Here is a 25,683-nt window from a genome sequence, read left to right on the forward strand (position 1 = left end):
CCATCGGCCGGCTGGTGAAGCGGCTCGGGGCGCCGGCGGTGCGCAGCGCCACGCGCCAGGCGATGCGGCTGATGGGCAATCATTTCGTGCTCGGCGAGACCATCGAGCAGGCGCTGGAGCGGGGCCGGCCGCGCTCCGGCCAGAAGCCACGCTACTCCTTCGACATGCTCGGCGAAGCCGCCCGTACGGCGTCCGATGCGAAGCGCTATTTCGACGCCTATGCCAGCGCGATCGAAACCATCGGCAAGGCGGCAGGCCCCCATCCCCTGCCCGACCGGCCCGGCATCTCCGTAAAACTCTCGGCGCTGCATCCGCGCTTCGAGGCAATCAGCCGCGACCGAGTGATGGCCGAGCTGGTCCCGCTTCTGCTCGATCTGGCGCAGCGCGCCAAGGCGCACGGCCTGAACTTCACTGTCGATGCCGAGGAAGCCGACCGGCTGGAACTGTCGCTCGACGTGATCGCGGCAACGCTTGCCGATCTTTCGCTCAAGGGCTGGGACGGATTTGGCCTGGCGGTCCAAGCCTATCAGAAGCGCGCAAGCGAGGTGATCGACTATGTCGACGCGCTCGCCCGCGCGCATGACCGCAAGTTGATGGTGCGGCTGGTCAAGGGCGCCTATTGGGACACCGAGATCAAGCGTGCGCAGGAGCGCGGGCTCGACGGCTATCCCGTGTTCACGCGCAAGGCGATGACGGATATGAACTACGTCGCCTGCGCTTCGAAGCTGCTCAGCCTGCGGCCGCGCATCTTCCCGCAATTCGCCACCCACAACGCGCTGACGGTCGCGACCGTGCTGGAGCTTGCCGCGGGCAGCGGCGGCTTCGAATTCCAGCGCCTGCACGGCATGGGCGAAGCACTCTACGAGCAGCTCGCCAAGGATCACCCAGACATCGCCTACCGCACCTATGCGCCGGTCGGCAGCCATCGCGACCTGCTCGCCTATCTGGTGCGGCGGCTGCTGGAAAACGGCGCCAATTCCTCCTTCGTGGCGCAGGCGGCCGATTATCGCGTGCCGGTCCCGGCACTCCTGCAACGTCCGGCAGACGCCGTCGCCCGGCCGCAACAGGCCGCCCATCCCAAGATTCCGCTCCCCTGCGACCTCTTCGCGCCGGAGCGGCGGAATTCGCGCGGCGTCGAATTCGGCGCGCGCGCCGCGCTCAACCAGTTACTGACAGACGTCAGGGCCGAGAGAGCCGATCTCAAGCCCATCGCCGATGCAACGCCGGATCAGGCCAATGCGGCGGTGACTGCTGCGCGCGCGAGCTTTACGGCCTGGAGCCGGACTCCGGCGGCCACGCGCGCGGCGGCGCTGGAGCAGGCCGCGTATCTTCTGGAAAGCCGGAGCGCCCATTTCATCGCGCTGCTGCAAGCCGAAGGCGGCAAGACGCTCGACGATGCACTGTCGGAGCTGCGCGAAGCCACCGACTTCTGCCGCTATTATGCCGCGCAGGGCCGCAAGCTGTTCGGGACCGACGCCGCCATGCCGGGCCCGACCGGCGAGAGCAATGCGCTCGCCATGCGCGGCCGCGGCGTGTTCGTGGCGATCTCGCCCTGGAATTTTCCGCTGGCGATTTTCCTTGGTCAGGTCACGGCGGCGCTGGTGGCCGGCAACAGCGTGGTGGCCAAGCCCGCCGAGCAGACGCCACGCATCGCGCGCGAGGCCGTAAGGCTACTGCACGAGGCCGGCGTTCCCGCAAGCGTGCTGCATCTCGTCACCGGCGACGGCCGTATCGGCGCCGTGCTGACCGCGCACCCTGATATCGCCGGCGTCGTCTTCACCGGCTCGACCGAGGTTGCCCGCAGCATCAACCGGACGCTCGCCGCCAAGGAGGGGCCGATTGTGCCGCTGATCGCGGAGACCGGCGGCATCAACGCCATGATCGCCGATGCGACCGCGCTGCCCGAGCAGGTCGCCGACGATGTCGTCACGTCGGCCTTCCGTTCCGCCGGCCAGCGCTGCTCGGCGCTGCGGCTCCTGTTCGTGCAGGAGGACGTCGCCGACCGCATGATCGAGATGATCGCGGGCGCCGCTCGTGAACTCCGGATCGGCGCCCCCAGCGACGTCGCGACCCATGTCGGTCCGGTGATCGACCTCGAAGCCAAGCAGCGCCTCGATGCGCACGTTGCACGGATGAAGACGGAGGCGCGGCTGCACTTTGCCGGCACCGCGCCGGAAGGCTGCTTCGTTGCTCCGCATATCTTCGAGCTCAAGGACGCCGGCCAACTCACCGAGGAGGTCTTCGGCCCGATCCTCCACGTCGTGCGCTATCGCGCCGAGAACCTCGAACGTGTCCTGCAGGCGATCGAGCGCACCGGCTATGGACTCACCCTCGGCGTCCATTCGCGCATCGACGATACGATCGAGGCGATCATCGATCGCGTCCAGGTCGGCAATATCTACGTCAACCGCAACATGATTGGCGCCGTGGTCGGCGTGCAGCCATTCGGCGGCAACGGCCTGTCAGGAACCGGCCCGAAGGCCGGCGGCCCGCACTATCTCGCGCACTTTGCCACAGAGCAGACCGTGACGATCAACACCGCGGCGGCCGGCGGCAACGCTGCCCTGCTCGCAGGGGAGGAGTGAGGCCAATATCGCTCTATCTCCGGCACCTCAGGATGACGGACCTGAGACCGCAGCGAAGCTCTGCGCCCGACGCCGTTGCATCCCGCCGAAACATCGGTCTAATGCTCCCCTGACCTGCCCGCGCCAATTCCAGCGCACGGGAAACAACAAGAGCGAGGGAGCAACGCCGCGATGGAAAAGGGCATTTTTGCAGGGCTCAAGGTTCTGGACTGCGCGAGCTTCATCGCAGCGCCCGCGGCCGCGACCGTGCTGTCGGATTTCGGCGCCGACGTCATCAAGATCGAGCCGCCCGGCGCCGGCGATCCCTACCGCAATCTGCCCAACCTGCCGGGCTATCCGACCGGCGAGCACAATTTCGCCTGGCTGCTGGAGGCCCGCAACAAGAAGAGCATCGCGCTCGACCTATCCAAGCCGGAGGCGCAGGCGGTGCTCTACAAGCTCGTCGAAGAAGCCGATGTCTTCATCACCAACATGCCGCCGCCGGTGCGGGCCAAGCTCGGCATCACCTATGACCACCTCGCTCATCTCAACGACCGGCTGATCTACGCCTCTTTCACCGGCTATGGCGAGAAGGGCGAGGAAGCCAACAAGCCCGGCTTCGACAGCAATGCCTATTGGGCGCGCTCCGGCCTGATGGACCTCGTCCGCGCCGACAGCGACACCACCCCGGCCCGCTCGATCGCCGGCATGGGCGACCATCCCTGCGCCATGGCGTTCTACGGCGCCATCGTCACCGCGCTCTATCAGCGCGAGAAGACCGGCAAGGGCTCGCATGTCGCCTCCAACCTGATGGCGAACGGGGTGTGGGCTGCGAGCGTGCTGGCGCAGGCAAAGCTCTGCGGCGCCAAGTTCAGCGAGCGGCGTCCGCGCGAGCGCGCACTGAATGCGGTCGCCAATCACTACCAGTGCAAGGACGGACGCTGGCTGATCCTGTCGCTGCTCAACGAGGATCGGCAGTGGCCGACGCTTGCCAAATGCCTTGGCCACGAAGACCTCATTGCCGATCCGCGCTTTGCCACCAAGCCCGACCGCCACGCCCGCTCGGTGGAGCTGATCAAGATTTTTGACGAGACCTTTGCGACCAAAGACCTCGCCGAATGGCGCAAGATCCTCGATGGCAATGGCCTCGTCTTCGGCATCGTCGGCATTCTCGACGACATTCCGAACGACAAGCAGATGCTCGACAACGAGGTGCTGGTGCCATTCGAGAACGACACCATGCTCACCATCGCCAGCCCGATCTGGATCGACGGCGCCAAAAAGGTGCAGCCGCGCAAGCCGCCCGCCGTCGGCGAGCACAGTGACGAGATCTTGCGCGGGGCGGGATACGACGAGAAGGCGATCAAGCAGCTGCGGTCGTCGGGGGCTGTGGGGTAAGGGCGGCGCCGCATATTCCGCTGTCATCCCGGGGCGCGCATAGCGCGAACCCGGGATCCACAACCACAGGGAGTGGCTGTTGCGGACGGCGGTCACTGCGAATCTTCGCCAAACTACGGCCTGCGGCTATGGGTCCCGGATCTGCGCTCCGCTTGTCCGGGATGACGGGGGGGGGGAAGACAGCTCGCTTCACCGCAGATGCATTTCTGGATTGCTTCGCTGCGCTCGCAACGACGACGCGGGACGAGGTAGCTTCCCTGACAACATCCTGCATTGCCTCGTGAGGCCCCCATGCCCAGCTACCGCCTGCACTACTTCCCCGAATCCGGCAACAGCTACAAGCTGGCGCTGATGCTGACGCTTTGCGGCGAGACGTTCGAGCCGGTCTGGACCGATTTTGGCGGCGGCGTCACGCGCACGGCGGAATGGCGCAAGGCCGTGAACGAGATGGGCGAGATTCCCGTGCTCGAGGTCGACGGCGTGAAAATGACGCAGACCGCGCCGATCCTGCTGAAGCTTGCCGAGCAGTCCGGCCGCTTCGGCGGCAACACGGCGGACGAAAAGTTCGAGCTGCTGCGCTGGCTGTTCTGGGACAACCACAAGCTCACCGGCTACATGGCGACCTATCGTTTCATGCGAGCCTTCACCGAGAATAGCGATCCGCAGGTGCTGAAGCATTTTCGCAGGCGGCTCGAGGATTTTCTCGGCATTCTCGACGGACACCTCCAGCACAATGCCTTCGCGATCGGCACGAAGCCGACGGTCGCCGATATCTCGATGATGGCCTATCTGCACTATCCGAGCGACGAGCATGGCTTTGAGTTCGCGAAGAGCCATCCCGCCATCCACGCCTGGCTCGGCCGCATGGCCGCGCTGCCTGGATGGAAATCGGCGTATGAGCTGCTGCCGGGAAAACGGATGACGAATTACGCGAGGTGAGGCGCGTTCCTTCTCCCTCTCCCCGTTCTTACGGGGGCGAGACGAGCTTCGCTCGCCCTGAGAGGGTTGGGGTGAGGGGCTGCTTCCGCAATCACGGTGAGAGTTCGACTCGCGGAGACTCCCCCTCACCCGGATTGCATCTGGCGATGCAAAGCGGGGCGAGGTGAACCAGAGGCGGCGCCGCAATCTCAGTCGAAGTAGTTCGTCGGATTACCGCAGCGCCGCCAAGCCGAGCGTGAACAGGATCCCGCCGATGATGACGACCACCGCGACCGCCCAGGTGCTGACACGGATGCTGCCGGTGACCTGCTTGGCTTCCTCATTGCGCGCGATCTCGCGATTGCGCTCCTTGTTGGCGTCGCTCGTGTCCGTCATGGGTCATCCAAATCGGTTTAGCGCGTCTTGATGAAGCACATGCCGATGCGGCTCGAGGCCGCGGCAGCCTGACAGGACAGCCCCTTAGCACAGCTCCATGACGTAAAACTCCTGTCGGCCGTTCCCGATCCTGCAGTTTGCAGGGAACAATGCGCGCCCCAGCCGTCCTCGTATTCTGTGCCGGCCAGCTCATGGCTGCCGCGGGTCTGCGGCCGGCCGGAAAATCCGCGTGAGAAATCGGGGCGCTTGCCCGCGGCGAAGGCGGCCAGAATGTCACGGCGGCGGACCTGGTCGCCGAAGAAATGCGGCGAGGCCGGCACGATGGTGGAATTGGACGGCTTGTCCGCGAGCCAGTCGACACCAGGGAAATGGAAGCCGCCGATGCCGCGCGTCTGGTGGCAGCCGGCACAGGTGACGTCATTGAGGCGGCGCTGGAAGCCCGCGACCGAGCGGATGTTTTGCATTTCGATGCCGCGCGCAGCCGCCTGCATCAGCGCGCCGACCACATCATTGTCGGTGAAGACGGGATCAGCCTTGTTCTTCTCCTTGCCCTCGCCTTGCATCATGCCGAACTCGGGCTGCAGCTCAGAGGCATCGAGGCCGGCGGGCGTCGGCACGACCGCGGCCTTGGCCAGGAACTGCTCCGGGATCAGCACCGTACCGAGGTCGAATTCGCGCAAATGATCGGGTGCCAGCAGCCAGGCCTTGAAGTCGCGCCCGAGCGTGTCGTTCGCGAGGATCCGGTCGCGGTCGATCTGGTTCTCCAGTGTCGACTCCACGAACTGCTTCGTGGCGGGATCGTACTTGAACACTTTCAGCAGGTAGTCGGAGCGAAAATCGTGGAGCGCCGATTTCGGCGCTATCGAGATCTGGATGTTGGTCTCGATGCGATCAAGCATCGCATCGTAAGGGGGAAAGTGGCTACCGATCAGCCCCTGCCAATCGCCATTGTCGAGCCAGCGCCGCGCGACATCGGCGCAACTGACCGGCCTTCCGTTCCCATCCGTCTGGCGCGCACCCCTTGCCTTCATCACCAGATTCAGTGTCATCGGCAGGCGCGTTGCCGACTTGCCGCCATCCGGCTTGGTCTCGAAACGCGCCAGCCGGTAGATCAGGCGGATCTCGCCGCAGGCATCTTCCGACACATAGGCGCGGTCCATGCGGTTCACGATGCCGGCGAGCACAAAGCGCGCGTCAGGCGATTTCAGATTGGCCCGATCGAACAGCTGCACGTCAAAACCTTCGCCGACGCCGATGGTTTCGCTCGGCGATGCTGCCTTGTGCTCTGCGATGTAGCGATCGAACTCCGCATCGATCGCCCGCGGAATTGGCGCAAGCTGCGGCACCTGCGAGAACAACAGATCAGTCGTGAGCGGAAAGTCCGCGCTCCGCTCCGGCCACAGCAAACGCGAAATCGCGAGCGCGTCGTGCTGGTCGAGCTTGCGCAGGAGATCGGGATCGGTGATCGCCGTGCCGCGCGTGAGTGGCGCGTTCTCCGCTGCGAAAAGCGAAACGGGCGCGCCGCATAGCACGACGACAGCAATGAGAATTCGCAACGCGCGGCTCATGCCTCCAGTAACACCGCTCGGGGACGCCTATTCAAGAAAAAAGGCGCTTCACATCACAGTGAAGCGCCTCTTCAGAAGTTGGATATCCAACGCTCAGCGCGCGACGATCAGGCCCTTGCTGGTGACGACCACCCAGCGGCCGTCCTGGCGACGGATCGCATCGACGCGGCCGACGCCGGGGACGGGATCGCCGGCATAAACCTCGTAGAGGCCTCCGCGGCCCTCGATCAGCGCGCCGCCATTGGCGACGTCGCGCAGCCTCCAGCCTTCGATCGTCGGCAGCCGGGCGAGCTCGACCTTGGGGGCAGCAGGCGCGGGAGCAGCCGGCGCGGCGGTCGCAACCTGGGCCGGCGCGATCGATCCGGTGACCTCCTTGGCCGCGGCCTGTGCCGGGGCTGCGGGCGGCGTGGCACGGAGCTTGTCGACGGTCTCGGACAGCTTTGCCAGCTTGGCCATCGGCTCGGCCTGCGCCTTCTCGAGCTTGTCGAGGCGGTCATTGGCCCGGCTGAACTGGCTAAGGCCGGTCTTCGAGGTGTGCTCGACATTGGCCTTGAGCGCAACCACGTCGGCATCGATCCGGGCGACCGAGGATTCCAGCGCGCTGGTGTCGGCAACCGGGGCCGGGGCCGGGCTGGCGGCAAAGTGCATCATGCCGGCGGTCGCGAGCGCGCCGCTGATCGCGCCGACGCAAGCGGCAATCGCCACCACCGCGGCCATCGCCGACAGGCGGCGCTTGCCACCGGTCTCGCGCGGCTCGTCCGGCTTCACATGTGGGGCAAAGTCCTCGCGGTCCCAGGAGCGATCCGAGGGCGCCATCACGATGAGCTTGCCGGGCTTCGGCTCAGGCTTGGTCTCGGCCTTTGGTTCAACCTTGGCTTCGAACTCGGGCTTGGCATCGAATTTCGGTACGACGATCCGGGGCGGCTCAGCCTGGGACGCATCCGGCTTTACCGGGTCAGCCTTAACAAGGTCAGCTTTGGGCGGCGTCTCGTGGTCGGGGGCGATCGAAGGGGCCTCGATGCCGGCGGCAGCCTCGATGGCCTGCGGCGCGATCGCGGCAGCGTCGACGGCGCCAGTGTCCTGGCCGGCCTGTTCGGGCATTGCTTCACTCACAGCTCAAATACTCCAGTCTAGGTTGACCTTTTGGTAACTTTCATTGCTTGCGAAATCCTTACTCTGGACCCGCTTACCAAAATTTTAGGACCTCTTCCGGGGCCGAATTTGGCCGGGAAAGTGGAACCGATGTGGCGGGCGCAAAACAAATTGTAAGCCGATGCTGCCCCGCAGCAGACCGCGTGCGTTAGCCGAAGGGGTTGCTTGCCGGACATTGGCGTCCGGTTAACATGGCGCGTCCCGTTAGAAGGGCTCCAGAAGGCCTTTGGGGGTGTCATGACGATCGAGAAATGCATCAACGAGTTTGGTGTCGATGACGTCATCTTCGAGGAGGGTTCGACCGGCCGCGAGCTCTTCGTCGTGCTCGACGGCGAGGTCGAGATCGCCAAGGTCAGCGGCGCGACCAGGACCACCATCATCAAGCTCGGCAAGGGCGAGTTCTTCGGCGAGATGGCCGTGATCGACGGCTCGTCACGTTCGGCAACCGCGATCGCATCGGCGCCGAGCACGAAGGTGATGAGGATCAACCACGCCCGCTTCGTCTATCTCGTCAGCCAGCAGCCGGCGTTTGCGCTGATGGTGATGGATGCGCTCTCGAAACGCCTGCGCGCCTCCAACGCGGTCACCTACAGGGCAACGCAATCATGAGCGATCGCAAGCCGACGGCCTTTCCGGCCCTGATGAAGAATGACACCTGCTCGCTGATCCAGGCCGCGGACGACGTCTATCAGATCCGCTTCTCCAACCGCGCGGCGAATGCCTACCTCGTGCGCGGCTCGGCGCGGACCATCCTGATCGATGTCGGACTGTCCTCGAACTACCCGGCGATGGTGGAATGCCTGAACTTCGCCGGGTGCCCGCCTGAAAGGATCGACATGGTGGTGCTGAGCCACGAGCATCTCGACCATATCGGCGCCGCCTGGCACTTCAATGAGCGCCGCACCTTCGTCGCGGCCCATCGGCTTGCCGCCAACAAGATCATGCTGCGCGACGATTTCTCGATGCTGCGAAAGATGTTCAACGAGCCGAACGTGCCGATCAACATCGACATCTGGCTCGAGGAAGGCAATCTGATCGACCTTGGCAATTTCCGTCTCAACGTGATGTACACGCCGGGGCACACCTCGGCCTGCATCACGCTGTTCGACCAGAACAAGGGCCTGTTGTTCGCTGCCGACACGCTCATGCCCGGCGGCGTGATGGGCGGCGTGTTCGGCTCCGGCAGCATCGCCGACTACATCCAGTCGCTGGAACGCCTGAAGGGACTGGATTCGAAGATCCTGCTGTCAGGCCATGGCCGCTTGTCCGACACGCCGCAGGAAGATGTCCGCATCGCGATCGCGAGGTCGCATGGACTGCTGGAGGACACCGCCCAATTGTTCGATGCGCTGGATGCGCGCTCGAACTTCGAGCCGATCATGCAATCGGTGCGGGATCTGAACAAACTGGATGATTGACGGCGCGCTTCGTCATTGCGAGGAGCGAAGCGACGAAGCAATCCAGACCGCCGCCGCGGAGACTCTGGATTGCTTCGCTGCGCTCGCAATGACGGAGTGGGTTGGCGCGCCAGCTCCGGTCACATCATAGTCTCTCACATCACCACCGGCTTATCCGGCAGCTCGTTCGGATGCGGTCCGCTCGACGGAAAATGCCTTGCGAGCTCCCGTGACACCGCCTCGATGCCGCCGATCACGCCGCGCTCGAACTGACCCGACCTGAACTCGGCCTCCATCGCGCGGCAGATCTGCTCCCAGCGCTCGGCCCCGACCTGCGCATCGATGCCGCGATCGGCGACGATCTCGACGTCGCGGTCGGCGAGCAGGAGATAGATGAGGACGCCGTTGTTGTGCGCGGTGTCCCAGATGCGCAGATGCGAGAACACGTCGAGCGCGCGCTCGCGGGCCGGCTGGTTGCGGAACAGCGGCGCGCCGTCGAGCGCGCCTTCGACCGCGAAACGGACCTGGCCGGAATGGGTGGCTTCACCGCGCGCGATCGCCTGCTCGATGCGATCGAGCGCGGCTTTTGGAAACACGCGCTTTGCCCGCCAGTGGTGCTGAACCAGATGCCTGCCGATACGCCTGATGCTCATGACTACCAGCTCCCCGAGGCGCCGCCGCCACCAAAGCTGCCGCCACCGCCGCTAAAACCGCCGCTGTCACTCGACGACGATCCGCTGCTCCAGCCGCCTCCCGACGAGGAACCGCTCGACCACGCCCCACCGCGCGAGGGGCCGCTCGACATCGGAAAGATATCTGCGATGAAGGCCAGGAAGAAGCCGATGATCCCGGCGATCACGGCAACGCCGACGGAGCCGAGGATAAGCAACGCCAACAGCCCGATCAGGCTGCCGGTCGCAACCGAGCCCAGCAACCGCCCCAGGATGGAGCGCAGAAAGCCGCCAATGACGAGCGATGCAAACAGCGTGACCGGGACGATCGGTCCAATGTCCTCCAGGTTACCAAAGTTGACGCTGGGCGAGGGAACCGGCAGCGGCTCGCCGTCGATGACGCTGATCATGCGATCGACACCATCCGAGATGCCGCCGCTGAAATCGCCCGTCCTGAATTTTGGTGTGATCACCTCATCGATGATCCGCCGCGACGTGATGTCGGTGAGCGCGCCTTCGAGACCGTAACCGACCTCGATGCGCAGATGCCGGTCGTTCTTGGCCACGACGAGGATCGCACCATCGTCGACCTTCTTGCGGCCGACCTTCCAGGCTTCCGCGACGCGGATCGAGAACTGCTCGATCGTCTCCGGGTCCGTCGTCGGCACAATCAGGACGGCGACCTGGCTGCCCTTTCGCGCCTCGAAGTCACGCAGCTTCTGTGACAGTGCGGCGATGTCGCTGCTGGAGAGCGTGCCGGTCTGATCGACCACGCGGCCGGTCAGTTGCGGCACCGCTATGTCGGCTGAGGCGGGGAACGCAAAGGCGAGGAAGAGTACGAGCAGCAGGACGCCGGTCGATGACAAGGCACGACAAGCCCGCAGCAATCTCGCTGTCATCGCCCGCGGAGGCGGGCGATCCAGTATTCCAGAGGCAGTAGTGCTTGAACCGAGAAGCCGCGGCGTACTGGATTCCCCGCTTTCGCGGGGAATGACGACGCTGGGTGGGGCTAAGCGCATCGCGAAACAGCGCGCGCTTACTTCGACGGCGCCGGCGCCGGATTGAAATCGACCTTCGGCGCGGTCGAGATTTCCTTCTCGTTCTCGACCGAGAAATTCGGCTTCTCCTTGTAGCCGAACATCATCGCGGTGAGGTTGCTCGGGAACGAGCGGATGGTGACGTTATAGTCCTGCACCGACTTGATGTAGCGGTTGCGCGCCACCGTGATGCGGTTCTCGGTGCCCTCGAGCTGCGACATCAAATCCTTGAACAGGGCATCCGACTTGAGCTGCGGATAATTCTCGGTGACGACCAGGAGGCGCGACAGCGCGCTGGAGAGCTCGCCCTGGGCGACCTGGAATTTCTGGAAGGCGGCGGGGTCATTCAGCACCTCGGGCGTCGCCTGGATGCTGCCGACCTTGGCCCTGGCATTGGTGACCCCGAGCAGCACGTCCTTTTCCTGCTGCGCAAAGCCCTTCACCGAGTTGACGAGATTGGGGACGAGATCGGCGCGGCGCTGATACTGGCTCACCACCTCGGACCAGTTGGCCTTGATCTGCTCGTCCTCGCTCTGGATCGCGTTGTAGCCGCAATTGGTCAGGCTCAGCGACGCCAGCGCCGCCAGCACGGTCAGGATCTTGCGCATCAAATTTCTCCCCGTGGAATCTGGCGCAAACTATCAGATTGCGCGCGCAAGACGCCAGACGTCTTGCGCCGGTGGCGCGAAAAGCAGCCGACTGACGCAAGCCTCTTGCCTATCGCTGGCCGACATAGTCAACTCAGGCAAAACAAGAACGGAAAGGCCAGGGAAACGCGATGACCTCGTTCGAGACCATCCTCGTGGAGAGGCCGGAGCCGGCGATCACCCGGATCGTGATGAACCGGCCCGAAGCGCGCAACGCGCAGAACCTGCAAATGACCTACGACCTCAACGCTGCCTTCGATGCGGCCGTGCAGGACGATGCGGTCAAGGTGATCATCCTCGCCGGCAATGGTCCGCACTTCTCATCCGGCCATGACCTGCGACCGGGCGGCAAGAATGCCGCGGGCGTCGATTTTCCGCCGGTTGGAAATTGGGGCGGCTTCGCCGAGCCCAACGCGCATGGCCGCTTCGCCCGCGAACAGGAAATTTATCTCCAGGTCACGCGGCGCTGGCGCAACCTCGCCAAGCCGATGATCGCCGAAGTGCATGGCAAATGCATTGCCGGCGGGCTGATGCTGGCCTGGGCCTGCGACCTCATTATCGCAAGCGACGATGCGCAGTTCTGCGATCCCGTCGTCACCATGGGCGTCTGCGGCGTCGAATGGTTCGTGCACCCCTGGGAGCTTGGGCCGCGCAAGGCCAAGGAATTCCTGTTCACGGCCGACGCATGGAGCGCGCAAGAAGCGCACCAACTCGGCATGGTCAACCAGGTCGTGCCGCGCGCGGAGCTGTCCTCCGCCGTGCTGGCGCTGGCGCGGAAGATCGCGGCAAAGCCGTCCTTTGCGCTGAAGCTGACCAAGGAGGCGGTGAACCGCTCGGTCGACGTGATGGGCCAGCCCGCGGCGATCGACCAGGCCTTTGCGCTGCATCAGCTTTGTCACGCCCACAATCTTCAGGAGTTCGGCATGGTGGTCGATCCGTCCGGACTGCATCCCTCCGTGCGCAAGCCGCCAGCGGCCGTGGAGTAGAGACGATGGACCTCAATCTCAGTGACGAGCAACGGCTGCTGCGCGAGAGTGCGGAACGCTTCGTGGCGGAAAGCTACGATGCCGATCATCGCCGGAAGATGGCGAACGATCCGCTCGGCTTCAGTCCGGCGGTGTGGAAGCAGTTCGCCGAGCTCGGTTGGCTCGCGCTGCCCATCCCGGAGGACTTTGGCGGGCTCGGCGGCGGCGCAGTCGAAATCGGCATTCTCATGGAGGCCTTCGGCCGCGGGCTGGTGTCCGAGCCGTATGTCGCGACAGTGGTCCTCGGGGCTGCGCTGATCGACAGATGCGGCAGCACAGCGCAGAAGCAGGTGAGCCTGCCCAAGATCGCGGACGGATCATTGAAACTCGCCTTCGCGCATTTGGAGCGCGCAGCGCGGTTCGATCTTGCCAAGGTCGCAACAGCCGCCAACAAAACAGCGCAAGGCTGGCGTCTTGCCGGCACCAAGATCGCCGTGCTCGACGGCCATGCCGCCGACGAAATCATCGTCTCCGCGCACATCCATGATCATCAGGGGCCATCGGGGCGGATCGGCCTGTTCCTGGTGCCGGCGACGGCGCCGGGCCTGGTGCTCTCCGACTATCCGCGCCTCGGCGGCGGGCGCGCCTGCAACATCGAACTATCCGATGTGCACCTGGCTGACGACGCCCTGCTCGGGGACAGCAAGGACGCGCTGCCCGCGATCGAATGGGCCGTCGACCGCGCCATGGCCGCGCTCGGCGCGGAGGCCGTCGGCATCATGCAGACCCTCCTTGAGACGACGCTGGAGTACACCAAGATTCGAAAACAGTTCGGCCGGCCGCTGTCGGCGAACCAGGTGATCCGCCACCGCCTCGCCGACATGGCTATGCAGGTCGACGAGGCCCGCTCGATGGCGCTGCGCGCCGCGCTGAAGGCAGATAGCCCGCCGATCGAGCGGGCACGGGCCGCCTCCGGCGCCAAGGCGAAGATCGGCAAATGCGCGCGCTTCATCGGCGAGCAGTCGATCCAGCTTCATGGCGGCATGGGCGTCACCGAGGAGCTCGAGGTCGGGGCCTATTTCAAGCGGCTGGTCGCCTTCGACACGCTGTTCGGCGGCAGCGCGCACCACTATAGCCGCCATGCCGAGCTTGGCCGCAACGCCGTGCCTACCTGACAAGAGGAGCGCATCATGGACCTGTCGTTCAACGCCGAGGAGCGCGCCTTCCAGGACGAGGTGCGCGGCTTCATTGCAAAAAATCTGACCGAGGAGATGAAGCGCGCGACGGCGCTGACGCCATCGGTGTTTTCCGATCCTGACATCGGCATGGCCTGGCAGCGCGCGCTGCACGCGAACGGCTGGGGCGCGCCGGGCTGGCCCGCCGATCATGGCGGCCCGAGCTGGACGCCCGCGCAGCGCTGGATCTTCGAGACCGAATGCGCGCGCGCCGGCGTGCCCAATGTCAACGTGATGGGCGTGAAGATGGTCGGGCCCGTCATCATAGGCTTCGGCAGCCCCGAGCAGAAGAACTTTTACTTGCCGCGCATTCTTTCCGGTGAGGACTATTGGTGCCAGGGCTATTCCGAGCCGGGCTCCGGCTCCGACCTCTCCTCGCTGAAGACGCGCGCGGTCCGCGACGGTGACGACTACATCATCAACGGCACCAAGATCTGGACCACGCATGCCCATCATGCCAACCGCATGTTCGCTCTGGTGCGCACCAGCGACGGGCCGCGGCAGCAGGACGGCATCAGCTTCATCCTGATCGACATGAAGACACCGGGCATCACCACGCGCCCCATCCTCACCATCGGCGGTGACCACGAGGTCAACCAGGTGTTCTTCGACGACGTGCGCGTGCCCGTGGCGAACCGCGTCGGCGAGGAAGGTAAGGGCTGGACCTACGGCAAATATCTGCTCGAGTTCGAGCGCGGCTCGGGGATCGCCTCGGCAAAGCTGCGCGAAGGATTGAAGGCGATCGCGGATCTCGCCGAGTCGGACCTGACGGGCCGCGCGATCGACAGCCCCGATATCGCGGCGCGCATCTCCGAGGTCGAAGTCGATATCGATGCGCTGGAAATGACCGAGCTGCGTGTGCTGTCGGCACTCCAGACCGGGCAGAATCCCGGTGCGGTGTCGTCAATCCTGAAGCTGCGCAACAGCGAGATCCGCCAGGCCGTGACGCGCCTCGGCGTCGACGTGATCGGTCACGACGCCCTTGCCGTCGAGCCGATGCGGCCGCTCTACAAGCTCAACCACGAGCCGGCGCTTCCGGAGGAGATGCTGACGGTCGTGCCGGAATATCTCAACGGCCGGGCCTGGACGATCTTCGGCGGCACGTCCGAGATCCAGCGCGACATCATCGCGAAGATGATGCTGGGGATTTAGCGCAAGTAGACGGATGGAGCGAAACGCAATCCGGGACAATTACGGACGGCCCCGGATTTCGCTTCGCTCCATCCGGGCTACGCACCGAGCACTTGGCGCATACCGGCGCTAAACACTCCCCTGTCGTCCCGGACAAGCGAAGCGCAGATCCGGGACCCCCGCGCGAGCGCTTGCGCTCGTCGCCATAACCACAGGGAGTGGTTATGGCGACGAGCTGGCAATCACGAGTCCTCGCACAACTCCTCCCTGTGGTTATGGGTCCCGGGCTCGCGCTGCGCGCGCCCCGGGACGACAGTTGAGTATGTGGCGACAGCCAGCGCAACAATGCGCTTCGCTTAACCGCCCACCTTCGCGTCCCTGATCGCCTGCCAGATCTTCTGCGGCGTCAGCGGGGTGTTGAGCTGGGTGATGCCGAGCTCCGCGAGCGCGTCCATCACGCCATTGGTGACGCAGGGCGGGCCGCCGATGGCGCCGGATTCGCCGCAGCCCTTGGCGCCGAGCGGATTGGTGCGGCAGGGCGCGGAGTCGTCGAGCGTCACCGCGATCGGCGGAACGTCGTCGGCGCGCGGGATGCAGTAGTCCTGGTAGCTCGCGGTGAGGAGCTGGCCGTCCCCATCATACGAGACGCCCTCGTACAGCGCCTGGCCGATGCCCTGCGCCACGCCGCCGTGGATCTGGCCGGTGACCAGCATCGGGTTCACGGCAACGCCGACGTCGTCGACCGTGGTGTAGCGCACGACGCGGGAGACGCCGGTCTCAGGATCGATCTCGACCTCGCAGATATGCGTGCCGTTCGGCCAGCTGGGGCCATCGACCTCACCTTCGGAATCGACGCTGAGCTTGGCGCCGCCTTCCTTCTCCGCAAGATCGAACAGGCTGATGCGACGGTCGGTGCCGACCACGGTGAGCATGCCGCCCTGATATTCGATGTCCTCGACCGAGGTCTCGAGCACGTTCGCCGCCTTCTCGCGCGCCTTCTGGATCAGGTCGTTGGAGGAGACCGCGACCGCCGTGCCGCCGACGAACAGCGAACGGGAGCCGACGCTGCCGAAGCCCATCGCCAGATCGGTGTCGCCCTGGACGACGTCGATCTTGTCCATGGGAATGCCGAGCGTGTCGGAGATCATCTGGGTGTAGGTGGTCTGCAGCCCCTGCCCCATCGCCATGGTGCCGGAATGCAGAACGACGCGGCCCCGCGAGGTCGCGTGCAGGCTGACCTTCTCGGTGTGGGCGCGACCGCCGGTCCACTCGATGTAGGAGGTGAGCCCGCGGCCATAGAGCAGGCCCTTCTTCTTCGCGGCCTTCTTGCGCGTGGCGAAACCGTCCCAGTCGGCGAGCTTCACGGCACGGTCGAGCATGTGCGCGAAGGCGCCGGAATCGTAGACCTGGCCGGCTGCGTTGGTGTAGGGCAGCTGCGCCGGCTTGATGTAGTTGGCTTTCCGGATCGCGCGCGGGTCCATGCCGATCTTTCGCGCGGCAGCGTCGAACAGGCGCTCGACGATGAAGACGGCCTCGGGGCGGCCTGCACCACGATAGGCACCCACCGGCGCGGTGTGCGTCATCACCGACTTGATCTCGAAATGCACCAGCGGCAGGTCGTAGACGCCGGTCTGCACGAAGGGCCCGAGCACCAGCGGAATGATGTTCGCCGCGCCCGAGGAATAGGCGCCCGTGCAGCCGATCGACTTGACGCGATAGGCCAGCACCTTGCCCTTCTCGTCGAGCGCGAACGACGCGGTCGAGGTGAGATCGCGGCCATGGGTGCCACCGACGAACTCGTCGGTGCGATCGCCGCGCCAGCGGATCTTCTTGTTCAGCTTGGTCGCGACGTAGGCAACGATGCCGTCCTCGGGATAGAGGTTGGTCTTCTGGCCAAACCCGCCACCGATGTCGCCGACCAGCACGCGGACGCTGTCCTTCGGGCGCTTCAGCACGGCTTCCGCCAGCACGTCGCGAGTGGAGGCCGGCGTCTGTGACTGCACATGCAAGAGAAGACGGCCGGTTTTCTTGTCGATCTCGGCAATGGTCGAGCGCGGCTCCATCGCCGATGGCACCAGGCGCTGGCTGACGATGTCCAGCTCGACCGTGTGCGCGGCCTTGGCAAACGCTTCGTCCGCCTTGGCGGCATCGCCATAGCTCATCGCGCCGACGATGTTGTCGGGTGCCTCCGGCCAGACCATGGGCGCGCCGGGCTTTACGGCCTCGACCGGGTCGACCACCGCCGGCTGCACCTCGTATTCGACCACGATCGCTTCGGCCGCGCTCTGCGCTTCCGCGCGAGAGGAGGCGACCACCGCGGCGACCGCTTCGCCGGCATAGCGCACGATCTCATGTGCAAGCAGGCGGCGCGGCGGCACCGTCATCGGCTTGCCGTCGGGACGCTTGAAGATGCTCAGCGTCGGGATGGCGCCGATGTCGTCCTTGACGAGATCGGCGCCGGTGTAGACCGCGGTGACGCCGGGCATAGCGGCCGCGGCGCTGGTGTCGATCGATACGATCTTCGCATGGGCATGCGGCGAGCGCAGCACGTGCAGCCACAGCGCGCCGTCCTCTGGCTCGTCGTCGATGAACTGCCCCTTCCCGGTGAGCAGCCGCTGGTCTTCCAAACGCTTGACGGGCAGGCCCGCTCCGAAACGCAAATTGCCGGGAAGAATGTTCATTCCGCTGGTCCTCTAAGCCTCAAAGTGCGGCCGCCTTTTAGCGGATCGAGGCAGGCGAGACCAGCCGCGGTTTTGGGCGATAAACCCACGGATTCGTCATGCCAATCCAGGGATCGTCATTCCGGGGCGGTCCGAAGGACCGAGCCCGGAATCTCGGGATTCTCAGGTGCGCAATTGCGCACCATAGTTCGATGCTGTGCATCGCCCCGGAATGACGGCTATGCGAGCTCCCTTAAGGCCGCCTCCACGACCTTGCGCGCATCGGCCGTCAGCGCAGCCTGCGGCGGGATGGGATCGCCCACGTCGTAGCCCTGGATCGCGAGCCCGGCCTTGATGCAGGCCGCGAGGTTGAAGCGGGCGAAGGCCTCGTTGATCCGCCACAGTTTGCGCTGGAGCGCCATGGCCTCGTCCCAGCGGCCCGCCTTGCAGAGGTCGTAGAGCGCGACGCTCTGGCGCGGGATGATGCAGGCCGGCCCTGCCATCCAGCCGAGGCCACCGATCAGCATCACCGCTGCCGGAATATGGGCTGAAGCCGAGAACACGCGCAAGGAATCGCCGCAGCGGTTCATGATCGACAGCAGCCGGCCGGTGTTGGTCGAGGCGTCCTTGATGTAGCCGATGCGCGGATGCTCCGCGAGGCGCGCGATGACGTCGAGGGTGAGGTCGGAGCGCTGGAATTGCGGATTTGTGTAGATGACGACGGGGATGTCCACGGCGTCGGCGATGCTGCAGAAATAGGATTCGACCTGGCTGTCGGCGAGCGGGAAGTACGCCTCGAGGATCGCCAGAATGCCGTCGGCCCCGAGCTTCTGGTACGCTTTCGCCTGGGCCACGGCATCCACTGTCGAGGTGGAGGCGACGCCAGCAACGACTGGCACACGGCCCCTCGCGGCCTCGATCGTGGTTTGCACGATCGCCGTGCGCTGCGCGGCATTGAGATAGGCAAACTCGCCGGTCGAGCCGAGCGGCGTAAGCCCATGCACGCCGGCCCCGATCAGATCGTCGCAGAGTTTTCCGAGCACGTTCGTGCGCACCGCGCCGTCGGCATCGACGGGAGAGACGAGATAGGGAAAGACACCGTGAAAATCGGACATATCGGGGAATAAATTCCGGGAAATCGAGTCTTCTTGGGGAGGCCTGCCACCAGTGCGTGCTATCATGGGGCACTATTGCCAGCAAGCGAACTGCCTTCGAAGAGCGTAGTTGTGGTTTTGATTGCCCTGCAATATTGGCGGGCCTCGTTGTGTTGCGCCGGTTTCCTTGCGGCTGCGCTATCCCCCGGGCTGGCTCACGCCGGTGAATGCCCGTCATCGCAATCGGAGATCGCGACCGATCGGCCCGATGTAACCAATTCCAGCCTGGTTGTGCCGGCAGGCAGCATCCAGAGCGAGAACGGCGTCAACACGTCCCGGCAGAGCGCCGGCAAGGGGTTCGACGGCAGCAACAGCCGTCTCCGTTTCGGCATCGCGCCCTGCCTTGAAGTGCTGGTGGACGTGCCGGGCTATGTCGGACGGCTGACGGGTGCGATCGACACTGGTTTCACCAACGTCTCCCCCGCGGTGAAATGGCAGGTCAGCGGGCTGCCTGAGCCGGCAAATCTCTCGGTGGTGTTCGGCGTCGGCCTGCCGACCGGCACCGCCGCGGTCGCCGGCGATGGATTCCAGCCCTATCTGCAATTCCCCTGGTCATACGAGCTCGGCGGCGGCTGGGGCATCAGCGGGATGTTCACGAGCTTCTTTCGGCCATCGGATCTCGCCAGCCACCAGACCAGCGAAGCAACATTCGTCATCGAACGGAGGGTCACCGAAAGGCTGGCGTTGTTCGCCGAATATATCGGCGAGTATCCATCGCGAGGCACGAGCACGGCGCTGCTCAATGTCGGCGGCGGCTACCTCCTGAGCCGGACCGAGCAGCTCGATTTCCACCTGGCCTTTGGCCTCAACCGGAATTCGCCTGACTACATCATCGGCGTCGGGTACTCCTACCGTTGGGACAACGTCCTCGGCACAGCGACGAGACCGACGCTCCGGCATTGACCACTTCTTAAGGACGTTGCGCACCCGGCACCATGTCGCGCCTCCCGCCCAACCCCTTGTTAGGGAGTGGCGGCGATGGTGCCGGCCATGCCTCTGACGATGTTGTCCAGGTTCCTGCATCCCGATCCGCGTATCAGGCGCGAGCTCGTCGATCTCCTGTACACGTCGCTGCCGCAAGTGTTTGCCATCGGTGTCACGTCCGTGGCGGGGGCCGCGACGCTGGCCCTCATGAGCGGCGATATCGGCTATGCCGCGGTCTCGGTCTTCATCCTCATCACGGCCGCAGCCCGCATCTACTCGCTGTTCCGCTACAAGTCCCGCGCTGCGCAGCTCTCCGATGCCGACGTGGTACGCTGGGAACGGCTCTACGGCGTCGGCGCTTCGGCCTTCGGCCTTGCGCTCGGCATGCTGTCGTATCGGGCGCTCCAGCTCGACGACGCACCCGGCGCCTGGATTGCGTTCGGGCTCTCGATGTCGTTCTGCGTCGGCATGGTCTCGCGCGCCGCGATCCGTCCCTGGATCATTCTCACAACCGCCGCCGTCCTGTTGACGCCGACCATCCTGGCCGGCCTGCTCCGGCCTGAGATCGCCTACAAGCTCGGCGCGGCCATGCTGGTGTTCTTCTGGCTGACCTTGCGGGAGGCCTCGAAACACCTCAGCGCCGCCTTCGTCGAGCGACTCGAGGCGAAGCATCGGCTGGCGCGGCAGGCGACCCACGACTTCCTCACGGGGCTGCCGAACCGCGCGGCGTTTCTCCAGGCGCTGTCTGAGACACAGGAAGAGTTCGCCATCATCGCCATCGACCTCGACGGCTTCAAGCCGGTGAACGACCGTCACGGCCATCAGGCCGGCGACGATCTGCTGCGTCAGGTGGCGGAGCGGCTGTCCTTCTGCGTCGGCAACACCGGCCTTGCCGCGCGCTTTGGCGGCGACGAGTTCATGGTGCTGAAGACGGTTACCGCCGGCGCAGCCGGGCGCGCGGAAGCCCTCACGCTGGCGCGACAGGCCATTCTCGACCTCTCGATGCCGTTCCTGCTGTCGGACATTCCGGTCCAGATCGGCGCAAGCGCAGGCATCCTCGTCAGCGCTGGTACGGCAAGCACCGGCTCAACGGCGCAGCTCCTGGAGCGGGTCGATCGCGCGCTCTATGCGGCCAAGCGTGCCGGAGGCGGGCGATGGATGTGGTCGGATGAAGGTGCCGCTCCCGAACGCGCGGCCGGCTGAAACAACCTGGTTCGATCACACCTTGAGCAGCCGCACCCGCGTGCCCCAGGGATCGATCGCCTCCACGCCATTCGCAAGCGCCGTGACCTGCGCACCTCCCTTGCGCAGGCGCTCTTCCTGCGCGGCGAGCAGTTCCTGCCTCTCCGTCACCAGCGAGAACCAGGCCAGACCCGTCGTCTGATCATCCCGCTGGCCGGCGCCCTGGCTCTGCCAGACATTCATGCCGAGGTGATGGTGATAGCGCCCCGACGACAGGAACGCGGCGCCGTTGCGGCGGCGGGTCGGGTCGAGACCAACCGTGCCGTGGTAGAAGCTCTCCGCCTGCGCGAGATCGCCAACGCGCAGATGCATGTGGCCGACGCGCATACCATCCGGCGCCTTGGCATAGTCGGCAACGCGCGTATTCGTCAGCGACAGCAAGTCCGGAATATTGAGCTCGTCGGTCGCCATCTTCACGCTGCCCTGGCTCCACTGCCATTGCGAGGGATCGCGGTCGGCATAGACCTCGATGCCGTTGCCTTCGGGGTCGTCGAGATAGACGGACTCGCTGACGAGATGATCGGCAAAGCCTGACAGAGGCACGCGATGCGATGCGGCGTGCACCAGCCAGCGCGCAAGGTCCTTGCGGGTCGGCATCAGGAAGGCGGTGTGATAGAGGCCGGCGGCGTTGCGCGGCTCGATCACGGCATCGGGACGGGCTTCCAGCACGAGCAGCGTGATGCCGGCCGTGCCGAGCCTTGCGGCGGTCGCCGAGCGCTCCAGCACGGCGAACCCGATCACGTCGCGGTAGTAGTCGGCAACCTTGTCGAGATTCTTCACCCGAAGCGTCACCATGCCGACCCGCATCGGCGTACGGCTGGCGTAAGTCGGCCCGCCGCCCTGCGGCGCGCCCTCGGCGCGCGCCGCGGCTGCGGCCGCCATAGCAAGCGACGTCGCGCCGGCAAGTTGAAGCAGGGTGCGGCGGGTGAGATCGATGGTCATCGGTCAGGGCTCGCTGAAGTCCTCGAGGCAATGCGGCGCAATGTCGGGCCGATTGCTACACGTTCGCGTGAGCGGCTCCCAATCACATGTTCGTCGGCCGTAGCGCTACGGAGGTCCTGGCCATCCGGCCAGTTTCGCAATCGGCCGTGACATCCCAGATTGAGGGCAGCTTACAGGAGCTCTCCATGACCGACCTCACTCCTCTGTCTTCGCTGTCGTCCGCGCTCGCGGATGTCGTGGCGCGCGTTACGCCCTCTGTTGTCACCGTGCATTCGCATCGCTCCCGCACGACCGGCTTCGTGTGGAAGTCCGGCCTGATCGTCACAGCCGACGAAGCGCTGGCCGATGAGGGCGAGGTCGAAATCGGCCTCCCCGACGGCAGCACCGTGGCCGCCACGATCGCCGGCCGCGACCATACGACCGATATCGCGCTGCTGCGCGCCGAGACCGGTATCGCCCCCCGTCAAACTGGCCGCCACGGTCCCGCCCCTCGGCGCGTTCTCGGTCGTGGTCGCTACCAATCGCGATGCGCCGAGCGCGGCGCTCGGGGTGGTCTCGCTGTCCGGCAAGAGCTGGCGAAGCCTGCGCGGCGGCGACATCGATGCACGGATCGAGCTCGACGTTCGCCTGCATCCCGCCCAGCAGGGCGGCCTCGCGCTGGACGCATCAGGCGAGGCTTTCGGCATGGCCGTGCTCGGACCGCGGCGTGTGCTGGTGATCCCGGCGGCGACGATCGAGCGCGTCGCGGCCCAGCTCGAGACACGCGGCCGCATCGCCCGTGGATATCTCGGCCTTGGGCTCCAGCCGGTGCGGCTCGACGACGGTATCGGCGCGATGGTGATGAATGTCGACAAGACCGGACCGTCGGCTGCGGCCGGTATTCGCCAGGGCGACGTGATCGTCGCGGTCAACGACCAGAAACTCTCAGGCGTGCGCGCGCTGTCGCGGATGCTGGGTCCGGCGAGCGTCGGCGTGACGGTCGATGTCGCGGTACGTCGTGGCGGCGAGCCGATCAGCTTCAAGGTCACGGTCGCCGAGAGGCCGGAGGCGTGAGCGAGGATAACGCACAGGAGATCGTACTTTCCCTGGAAATCGACGATCCCGCCCTTGCCGCTCGCCTGGCGACGCTGCTCGGCAACGTCGCCGGGCTTCGCCTCGCCGCGCCCGGCGAACAGGCCACGGCGACGATTGTCGCGCGCGACACGCCCGGGGACATCGCGTTGACGCAGCGCGAGCTCGACGTACTCGCACTGATGGCCGAGGGCGCTTCCAACAAGATGATCGCACGTCAACTCGGCATCTCCGTGCACACCGTGAAATTCCACGTCGGCTCGCTGCTCGACAAGTTGGATGCCACCGGCCGCACCGATGCGGTGGCGCATGCGGCGCGCCGCGGCGTGATCGAGCTCTGACGCCGTCGGGCCCTATTGCGCTGATGTCGTCGGAAAGCTGAGCCGGACCGTGAGGCCCGGCGCATTGTCGTGCAGCGCAATCTCGGCGCCATGGAGGCCGGCAACCGCCGCGACCAGGCTGAGGCCCAGACCATTGCCTGGCGTGTAGCGGCTCTGCTCGAGCCGGTAGAAGCGCTTGAACACATGATCGCGCTGGTCGGCGGGAATGCCCGGACCATCGTCGGCGATCGTAATCACCGCCCCGCCGCCGGCGCTGCGACAGGTCACGGTGACCAGTCCTCCCGCACGGCCGTGCTTGATCGCGTTGTCGACGAGATTGGCAATGGCATCGAACAGGAGATCGCGGTCGCCTGTCACGGATACCTTGCGGTCGCCACCGAGGCTGAGATGAGTCGTGACCTGCTCGGCGGCGGCATCATAGAGCTCGACGACCTCGCCGGCGATCTCGGCAAGGTCGAGCGCGCGAAACGCGCTTCGGCGGGCGCGGGTCTCGATCTCCGAGATACGGGTGATGGAAGCGAACATGCCAAGCACGGAATCGAGATCGGCAATGGTGTCGCCGATCAGTACCGCATCCACCTCGCTGTTGCGTGGGGCGTGATAGGCCTTCTCCAGCCGGCCGCGCATGCGCGTCAGAGGCGTGCGCAGGTCATGGGCGACGTTGTCGCTGACCTGCTTGACCTCGCCCATCAGCGTCTCAATGCGGTCGAGCATCTGGTTGAGGTTTTCGGCGACGCGGTCCCACTCGTCGTGGCTGCCGCGCAAGGGGATGCGCCGGTCAAGGCCGGACAGCATGATGGCTTGGCTAGTCGCATTGATCTCCTCGATCCGGCCGACGGTGCGCCGCGTCACCAGTACCGCTGCGAGCCCGGCGAGCACCAGCAGCAGCACGGCAACCGCAATCACCGCGAGCCCGATCATGCCCGTAAAGGCCTCGCGATCGCCGGCGTCACCGACCCGGCTCTGCACATAGGCGATGGTGCCGAAATAGACGTAGGCCATGATCGCCGCGACGATCAGCCCGAACGCCGCGATCGCGATCAGCGCCAGGCGGAAGGTCGAGGAGAGGAGCGTCTTAGCCAGGAGCACGGAGGCAATATCCGATGCCGCGGATGGTATGGATCAGCGGATAGGCCTGGCTGTCGTCGACCTTGCGGCGGACGCGCCCGACATAGACGTCGATGATGTTCGTGGACGGATCGAAATGCAGGTCCCAGACATGCTGGAGCAGCATCGCGCGGGAGACGACGCGGCCCTCGTTGCGGACGAGATATTCGAGCAGCTGGAATTCACGCGGCAGCAGAGGAATCTTCCGGCCGCGGCGGCTCGCGTTTCGTGCGATCAGGTCGATAGCGAGGTCGCCGACCCGCAAAATCGTCTCCTTGGCGATGGTCTCGCTGCGGCGGCCGAGCGCCTCGAGCCGCGCGAGCAGTTCGACGAAGGAGAATGGCTTGACGAGATAGTCGTCGCCCCCGGCGCGCAAGCCGCGCACGCGGTCATCGACCTCGCCAAGCGCGGAGATGATCAGGAACGGCGCCGCGACGCCATCATCGCGCAATTGACGCATCACGGTGATGCCGTCGATATCCGGCAGCATGCGATCGATGGTGATCACGGCATAATCGCGCGCGGCGCCGTGGCTCAGGGCTTCGCGCCCCGTGGCGGCGAGATCGACGTCGTAGCCCGAGGTCGTCAGCTCCTCGACGAGCTGACCTGCGGTTTCCGGATCGTCCTCGACGACCAGGATACGGCGGTGACCTCCGGTCATGCGAAACTCCGCGCGACGATCGCCATCAGACTATCCCGTTCCGGGGCTGAGCGGAACCGCCCGATGGCGATCGCGACAATGGTGCGGTACGGTGATGCGACTACCAATAGTCTCCGCACACATTGAACCATTGCCATCCATAGGGCGTCCAGCTCCTGCGCCAGCAGCCGTCGTCGTAATAGTTGGCATAGAAGAACGGACCGCCGACGAAGGCGAAGCGGTGGAAGCGGTGATGGCGGAAGAAGAAGGCATGACGGCCGATGAAGGGCCTGCCGTGCCAGCCCGGGCCAGCAAACCGCGGACCGAAGGCGGCGCGGGTCGCTAGTGGAGCACCGGCGAAGCGCGGCCCGATGGCAGCGTGGGCCGCCATTGGCGAACCGGCGAAGCGGGCGCCACCAAAACGAGCACCGCCCATGCCGCCAAATCCCATGCCGCCGCCACCCATGGCGCCGACATGCATGCCGCCACCACCGAAGTGACCGCCGCCACCAAACCCGCCATG

At 65.5% G+C, this 25,683-nt stretch carries 23 protein-coding genes and 1 pseudogene; 12 read left to right on the forward strand and 12 right to left on the reverse strand.

Going from position 1 to position 25,683, the window contains the following annotated elements; genetic code table 11:
* The 3 genes from putA to AC630_RS36840 all read left to right on the forward strand — a co-directional run.
* Window positions 1-2,585, forward strand: a 2,585-nt coding sequence (gene putA, locus AC630_RS36830) for a bifunctional proline dehydrogenase/L-glutamate gamma-semialdehyde dehydrogenase PutA (protein ID WP_074123289.1), incomplete at its 5' end; no start/stop codon positions are given.
* A gap of 171 nt (window positions 2,586-2,756) precedes the next feature.
* Window positions 2,757-3,962, forward strand: coding sequence for a CaiB/BaiF CoA transferase family protein (locus AC630_RS36835; protein ID WP_074123290.1), 1,206 nt, complete (start codon window positions 2,757-2,759; stop codon window positions 3,960-3,962).
* 291 nt (window positions 3,963-4,253) lie between these two features.
* Window positions 4,254-4,901, forward strand: coding sequence for a glutathione S-transferase family protein (locus AC630_RS36840; protein WP_074123291.1), 648 nt, complete (start codon window positions 4,254-4,256; stop codon window positions 4,899-4,901).
* 210 nt (window positions 4,902-5,111) lie between these two features.
* On the opposite strand, the gene AC630_RS45925 is transcribed toward AC630_RS36840, so the two are convergent.
* From AC630_RS45925 to AC630_RS36850, 3 genes are all read right to left on the reverse strand, one after another.
* Window positions 5,112-5,276, reverse strand: coding sequence for a hypothetical protein (locus AC630_RS45925; protein WP_167561353.1), 165 nt, complete (start codon window positions 5,274-5,276; stop codon window positions 5,112-5,114).
* Window positions 5,277-5,293: 17 nt separating this feature from the next.
* Window positions 5,294-6,844 carry a hypothetical protein gene (locus AC630_RS36845; RefSeq protein WP_074123292.1) on the reverse strand — a complete coding sequence of 517 codons (1,551 nt, stop codon included), beginning with the start codon at window positions 6,842-6,844 and terminating at the stop codon, window positions 5,294-5,296.
* Between the two features lie 93 nt (window positions 6,845-6,937).
* Complete coding sequence (locus AC630_RS36850) at window positions 6,938-7,945, reverse strand: hypothetical protein (RefSeq protein WP_074123293.1); 1,008 nt, start codon at window positions 7,943-7,945, stop codon at window positions 6,938-6,940.
* A gap of 288 nt (window positions 7,946-8,233) precedes the next feature.
* On the opposite strand from AC630_RS36850, the gene AC630_RS36855 reads away from it, so the two are divergent.
* Both AC630_RS36855 and AC630_RS36860 read left to right on the forward strand, forming a co-directional pair.
* Complete coding sequence (locus tag AC630_RS36855) at window positions 8,234-8,605, forward strand: Crp/Fnr family transcriptional regulator (RefSeq protein WP_074123294.1); 372 nt, start codon at window positions 8,234-8,236, stop codon at window positions 8,603-8,605.
* Entirely contained in the window at window positions 8,602-9,414 is an 813-nt protein-coding gene (locus AC630_RS36860) for an MBL fold metallo-hydrolase (RefSeq protein WP_074123295.1), read from the forward strand. Before AC630_RS36855 ends, AC630_RS36860 begins: the two co-directional genes overlap by 4 nt.
* A 134-nt stretch (window positions 9,415-9,548) precedes the next feature.
* On the opposite strand, the gene AC630_RS36865 is transcribed toward AC630_RS36860, so the two are convergent.
* From AC630_RS36865 to AC630_RS36875, 3 genes are all read right to left on the reverse strand, one after another.
* Window positions 9,549-10,046, reverse strand: a complete 498-nt coding sequence (locus AC630_RS36865; RefSeq protein ID WP_074123296.1) for a TPM domain-containing protein — start codon at window positions 10,044-10,046, stop codon at window positions 9,549-9,551.
* 2 nt (window positions 10,047-10,048) lie between these two features.
* Window positions 10,049-10,963: a TPM domain-containing protein gene (locus tag AC630_RS36870; RefSeq protein ID WP_074123297.1), complete on the reverse strand. Its 915-nt coding sequence runs from the start codon at window positions 10,961-10,963 to the stop codon at window positions 10,049-10,051.
* 137 nt (window positions 10,964-11,100) lie between these two features.
* Window positions 11,101-11,709: a LemA family protein gene (locus AC630_RS36875; protein ID WP_074123298.1), complete on the reverse strand. Its 609-nt coding sequence runs from the start codon at window positions 11,707-11,709 to the stop codon at window positions 11,101-11,103.
* Between the two features lie 170 nt (window positions 11,710-11,879).
* On the opposite strand from AC630_RS36875, the gene AC630_RS36880 reads away from it, so the two are divergent.
* From AC630_RS36880 to AC630_RS36890, 3 genes are read left to right on the forward strand one after another with little or no spacing between them, the layout of a single operon-like run.
* A complete protein-coding gene (locus AC630_RS36880; RefSeq protein ID WP_074123299.1) occupies window positions 11,880-12,734 on the forward strand; it encodes an enoyl-CoA hydratase in 855 nt (284 codons plus the stop codon).
* A gap of 5 nt (window positions 12,735-12,739) precedes the next feature.
* Window positions 12,740-13,888 carry an acyl-CoA dehydrogenase family protein gene (locus AC630_RS36885; protein ID WP_074123300.1) on the forward strand — a complete coding sequence of 383 codons (1,149 nt, stop codon included), beginning with the start codon at window positions 12,740-12,742 and terminating at the stop codon, window positions 13,886-13,888.
* Between the two features lie 15 nt (window positions 13,889-13,903).
* A complete protein-coding gene (locus tag AC630_RS36890; RefSeq protein WP_074123301.1) occupies window positions 13,904-15,100 on the forward strand; it encodes an acyl-CoA dehydrogenase family protein in 1,197 nt (398 codons plus the stop codon).
* 335 nt (window positions 15,101-15,435) lie between these two features.
* Here AC630_RS36890 and AC630_RS36895 read toward each other — a convergent pair whose 3' ends face one another.
* Entirely contained in the window at window positions 15,436-17,760 is a 2,325-nt protein-coding gene (locus tag AC630_RS36895) for a xanthine dehydrogenase family protein molybdopterin-binding subunit (RefSeq protein WP_074123302.1), read from the reverse strand.
* 218 nt (window positions 17,761-17,978) lie between these two features.
* The gene (locus AC630_RS36900; protein ID WP_074123303.1) at window positions 17,979-18,854 is read right to left on the reverse strand and encodes a dihydrodipicolinate synthase family protein; all 876 of its coding nucleotides are present in this window, start codon (window positions 18,852-18,854) and stop codon (window positions 17,979-17,981) included.
* Window positions 18,855-18,965: 111 nt separating this feature from the next.
* On the opposite strand from AC630_RS36900, the gene AC630_RS36905 reads away from it, so the two are divergent.
* Both AC630_RS36905 and AC630_RS36910 read left to right on the forward strand, forming a co-directional pair.
* A complete protein-coding gene (locus AC630_RS36905; protein WP_167561354.1) occupies window positions 18,966-19,796 on the forward strand; it encodes a transporter in 831 nt (276 codons plus the stop codon).
* Window positions 19,797-19,883: 87 nt separating this feature from the next.
* A complete protein-coding gene (locus tag AC630_RS36910) occupies window positions 19,884-21,020 on the forward strand; it encodes a GGDEF domain-containing protein (RefSeq protein ID WP_074123309.1) in 1,137 nt (378 codons plus the stop codon).
* 15 nt (window positions 21,021-21,035) lie between these two features.
* Here the strand turns inward: AC630_RS36910 and AC630_RS36915 are convergent, their stop codons facing one another.
* Entirely contained in the window at window positions 21,036-22,001 is a 966-nt protein-coding gene (locus AC630_RS36915) for a VOC family protein (RefSeq protein WP_074123305.1), read from the reverse strand.
* Window positions 22,002-22,186: 185 nt separating this feature from the next.
* Here AC630_RS36915 and AC630_RS36920 point away from each other — a divergent pair.
* Window positions 22,187-23,054: pseudogene (locus AC630_RS36920) on the forward strand (S1C family serine protease).
* Window positions 23,051-23,413 (forward strand): response regulator transcription factor, encoded by a 363-nt coding sequence (locus AC630_RS36925; RefSeq protein ID WP_074123306.1) that lies wholly within the window; start codon window positions 23,051-23,053, stop codon window positions 23,411-23,413. Before AC630_RS36920 ends, AC630_RS36925 begins: the two are co-directional and overlap by 4 nt.
* Window positions 23,414-23,425: 12 nt before the next feature.
* Here AC630_RS36925 and AC630_RS36930 read toward each other — a convergent pair whose 3' ends face one another.
* The 3 genes from AC630_RS36930 to AC630_RS36940 all read right to left on the reverse strand — a co-directional run.
* Entirely contained in the window at window positions 23,426-24,502 is a 1,077-nt protein-coding gene (locus tag AC630_RS36930) for a sensor histidine kinase (protein ID WP_074123307.1), read from the reverse strand.
* Window positions 24,489-25,181 (reverse strand): response regulator transcription factor, encoded by a 693-nt coding sequence (locus tag AC630_RS36935; RefSeq protein ID WP_074123308.1) that lies wholly within the window; start codon window positions 25,179-25,181, stop codon window positions 24,489-24,491. Before AC630_RS36935 ends, AC630_RS36930 begins: the two co-directional genes overlap by 14 nt.
* A gap of 100 nt (window positions 25,182-25,281) precedes the next feature.
* The coding region (locus AC630_RS36940) for a hypothetical protein (protein WP_074123310.1) at window positions 25,282-25,683 on the reverse strand (402 nt) is incomplete at its 5' end.

The organism is Bradyrhizobium sp. AS23.2 (genome assembly GCF_001908185.1).
Classification (GTDB): Bacteria; Pseudomonadota; Alphaproteobacteria; order Rhizobiales; family Xanthobacteraceae; genus Bradyrhizobium.

What these genes read in the sequence shown, in the direction of transcription:
- AC630_RS36875 (WP_074123298.1), bottom strand. Translation starts at nt 11,709, where the DNA reads ATGCGCAAGATCCTGACCGTGCTGGCGGCGCTGGCGTCGCTGAGCCTG.
- AC630_RS36860 (WP_074123295.1), top strand. Translation starts at nt 8,602, where the DNA reads ATGAGCGATCGCAAGCCGACGGCCTTTCCGGCCCTGATGAAGAATGAC.
- AC630_RS36840 (WP_074123291.1), top strand. Translation starts at nt 4,254, where the DNA reads ATGCCCAGCTACCGCCTGCACTACTTCCCCGAATCCGGCAACAGCTAC.
- AC630_RS36915 (WP_074123305.1), bottom strand. Translation starts at nt 22,001, where the DNA reads ATGACCATCGATCTCACCCGCCGCACCCTGCTTCAACTTGCCGGCGCG.
- AC630_RS36890 (WP_074123301.1), top strand. Translation starts at nt 13,904, where the DNA reads ATGGACCTGTCGTTCAACGCCGAGGAGCGCGCCTTCCAGGACGAGGTG.
- AC630_RS36885 (WP_074123300.1), top strand. Translation starts at nt 12,740, where the DNA reads ATGGACCTCAATCTCAGTGACGAGCAACGGCTGCTGCGCGAGAGTGCG.
- AC630_RS36935 (WP_074123308.1), bottom strand. Translation starts at nt 25,181, where the DNA reads ATGACCGGAGGTCACCGCCGTATCCTGGTCGTCGAGGACGATCCGGAA.
- AC630_RS36910 (WP_074123309.1), top strand. Translation starts at nt 19,884, where the DNA reads ATGCCTCTGACGATGTTGTCCAGGTTCCTGCATCCCGATCCGCGTATC.
- AC630_RS36850 (WP_074123293.1), bottom strand. Translation starts at nt 7,945, where the DNA reads ATGCCCGAACAGGCCGGCCAGGACACTGGCGCCGTCGACGCTGCCGCG.
- AC630_RS36880 (WP_074123299.1), top strand. Translation starts at nt 11,880, where the DNA reads ATGACCTCGTTCGAGACCATCCTCGTGGAGAGGCCGGAGCCGGCGATC.
- AC630_RS45925 (WP_167561353.1), bottom strand. Translation starts at nt 5,276, where the DNA reads ATGACGGACACGAGCGACGCCAACAAGGAGCGCAATCGCGAGATCGCG.
- AC630_RS36845 (WP_074123292.1), bottom strand. Translation starts at nt 6,844, where the DNA reads ATGAGCCGCGCGTTGCGAATTCTCATTGCTGTCGTCGTGCTATGCGGC.
- AC630_RS36900 (WP_074123303.1), bottom strand. Translation starts at nt 18,854, where the DNA reads ATGTCCGATTTTCACGGTGTCTTTCCCTATCTCGTCTCTCCCGTCGAT.
- AC630_RS36870 (WP_074123297.1), bottom strand. Translation starts at nt 10,963, where the DNA reads ATGACAGCGAGATTGCTGCGGGCTTGTCGTGCCTTGTCATCGACCGGC.
- AC630_RS36865 (WP_074123296.1), bottom strand. Translation starts at nt 10,046, where the DNA reads ATGAGCATCAGGCGTATCGGCAGGCATCTGGTTCAGCACCACTGGCGG.
- AC630_RS36895 (WP_074123302.1), bottom strand. Translation starts at nt 17,760, where the DNA reads ATGAACATTCTTCCCGGCAATTTGCGTTTCGGAGCGGGCCTGCCCGTC.
- AC630_RS36835 (WP_074123290.1), top strand. Translation starts at nt 2,757, where the DNA reads ATGGAAAAGGGCATTTTTGCAGGGCTCAAGGTTCTGGACTGCGCGAGC.
- AC630_RS36855 (WP_074123294.1), top strand. Translation starts at nt 8,234, where the DNA reads ATGACGATCGAGAAATGCATCAACGAGTTTGGTGTCGATGACGTCATC.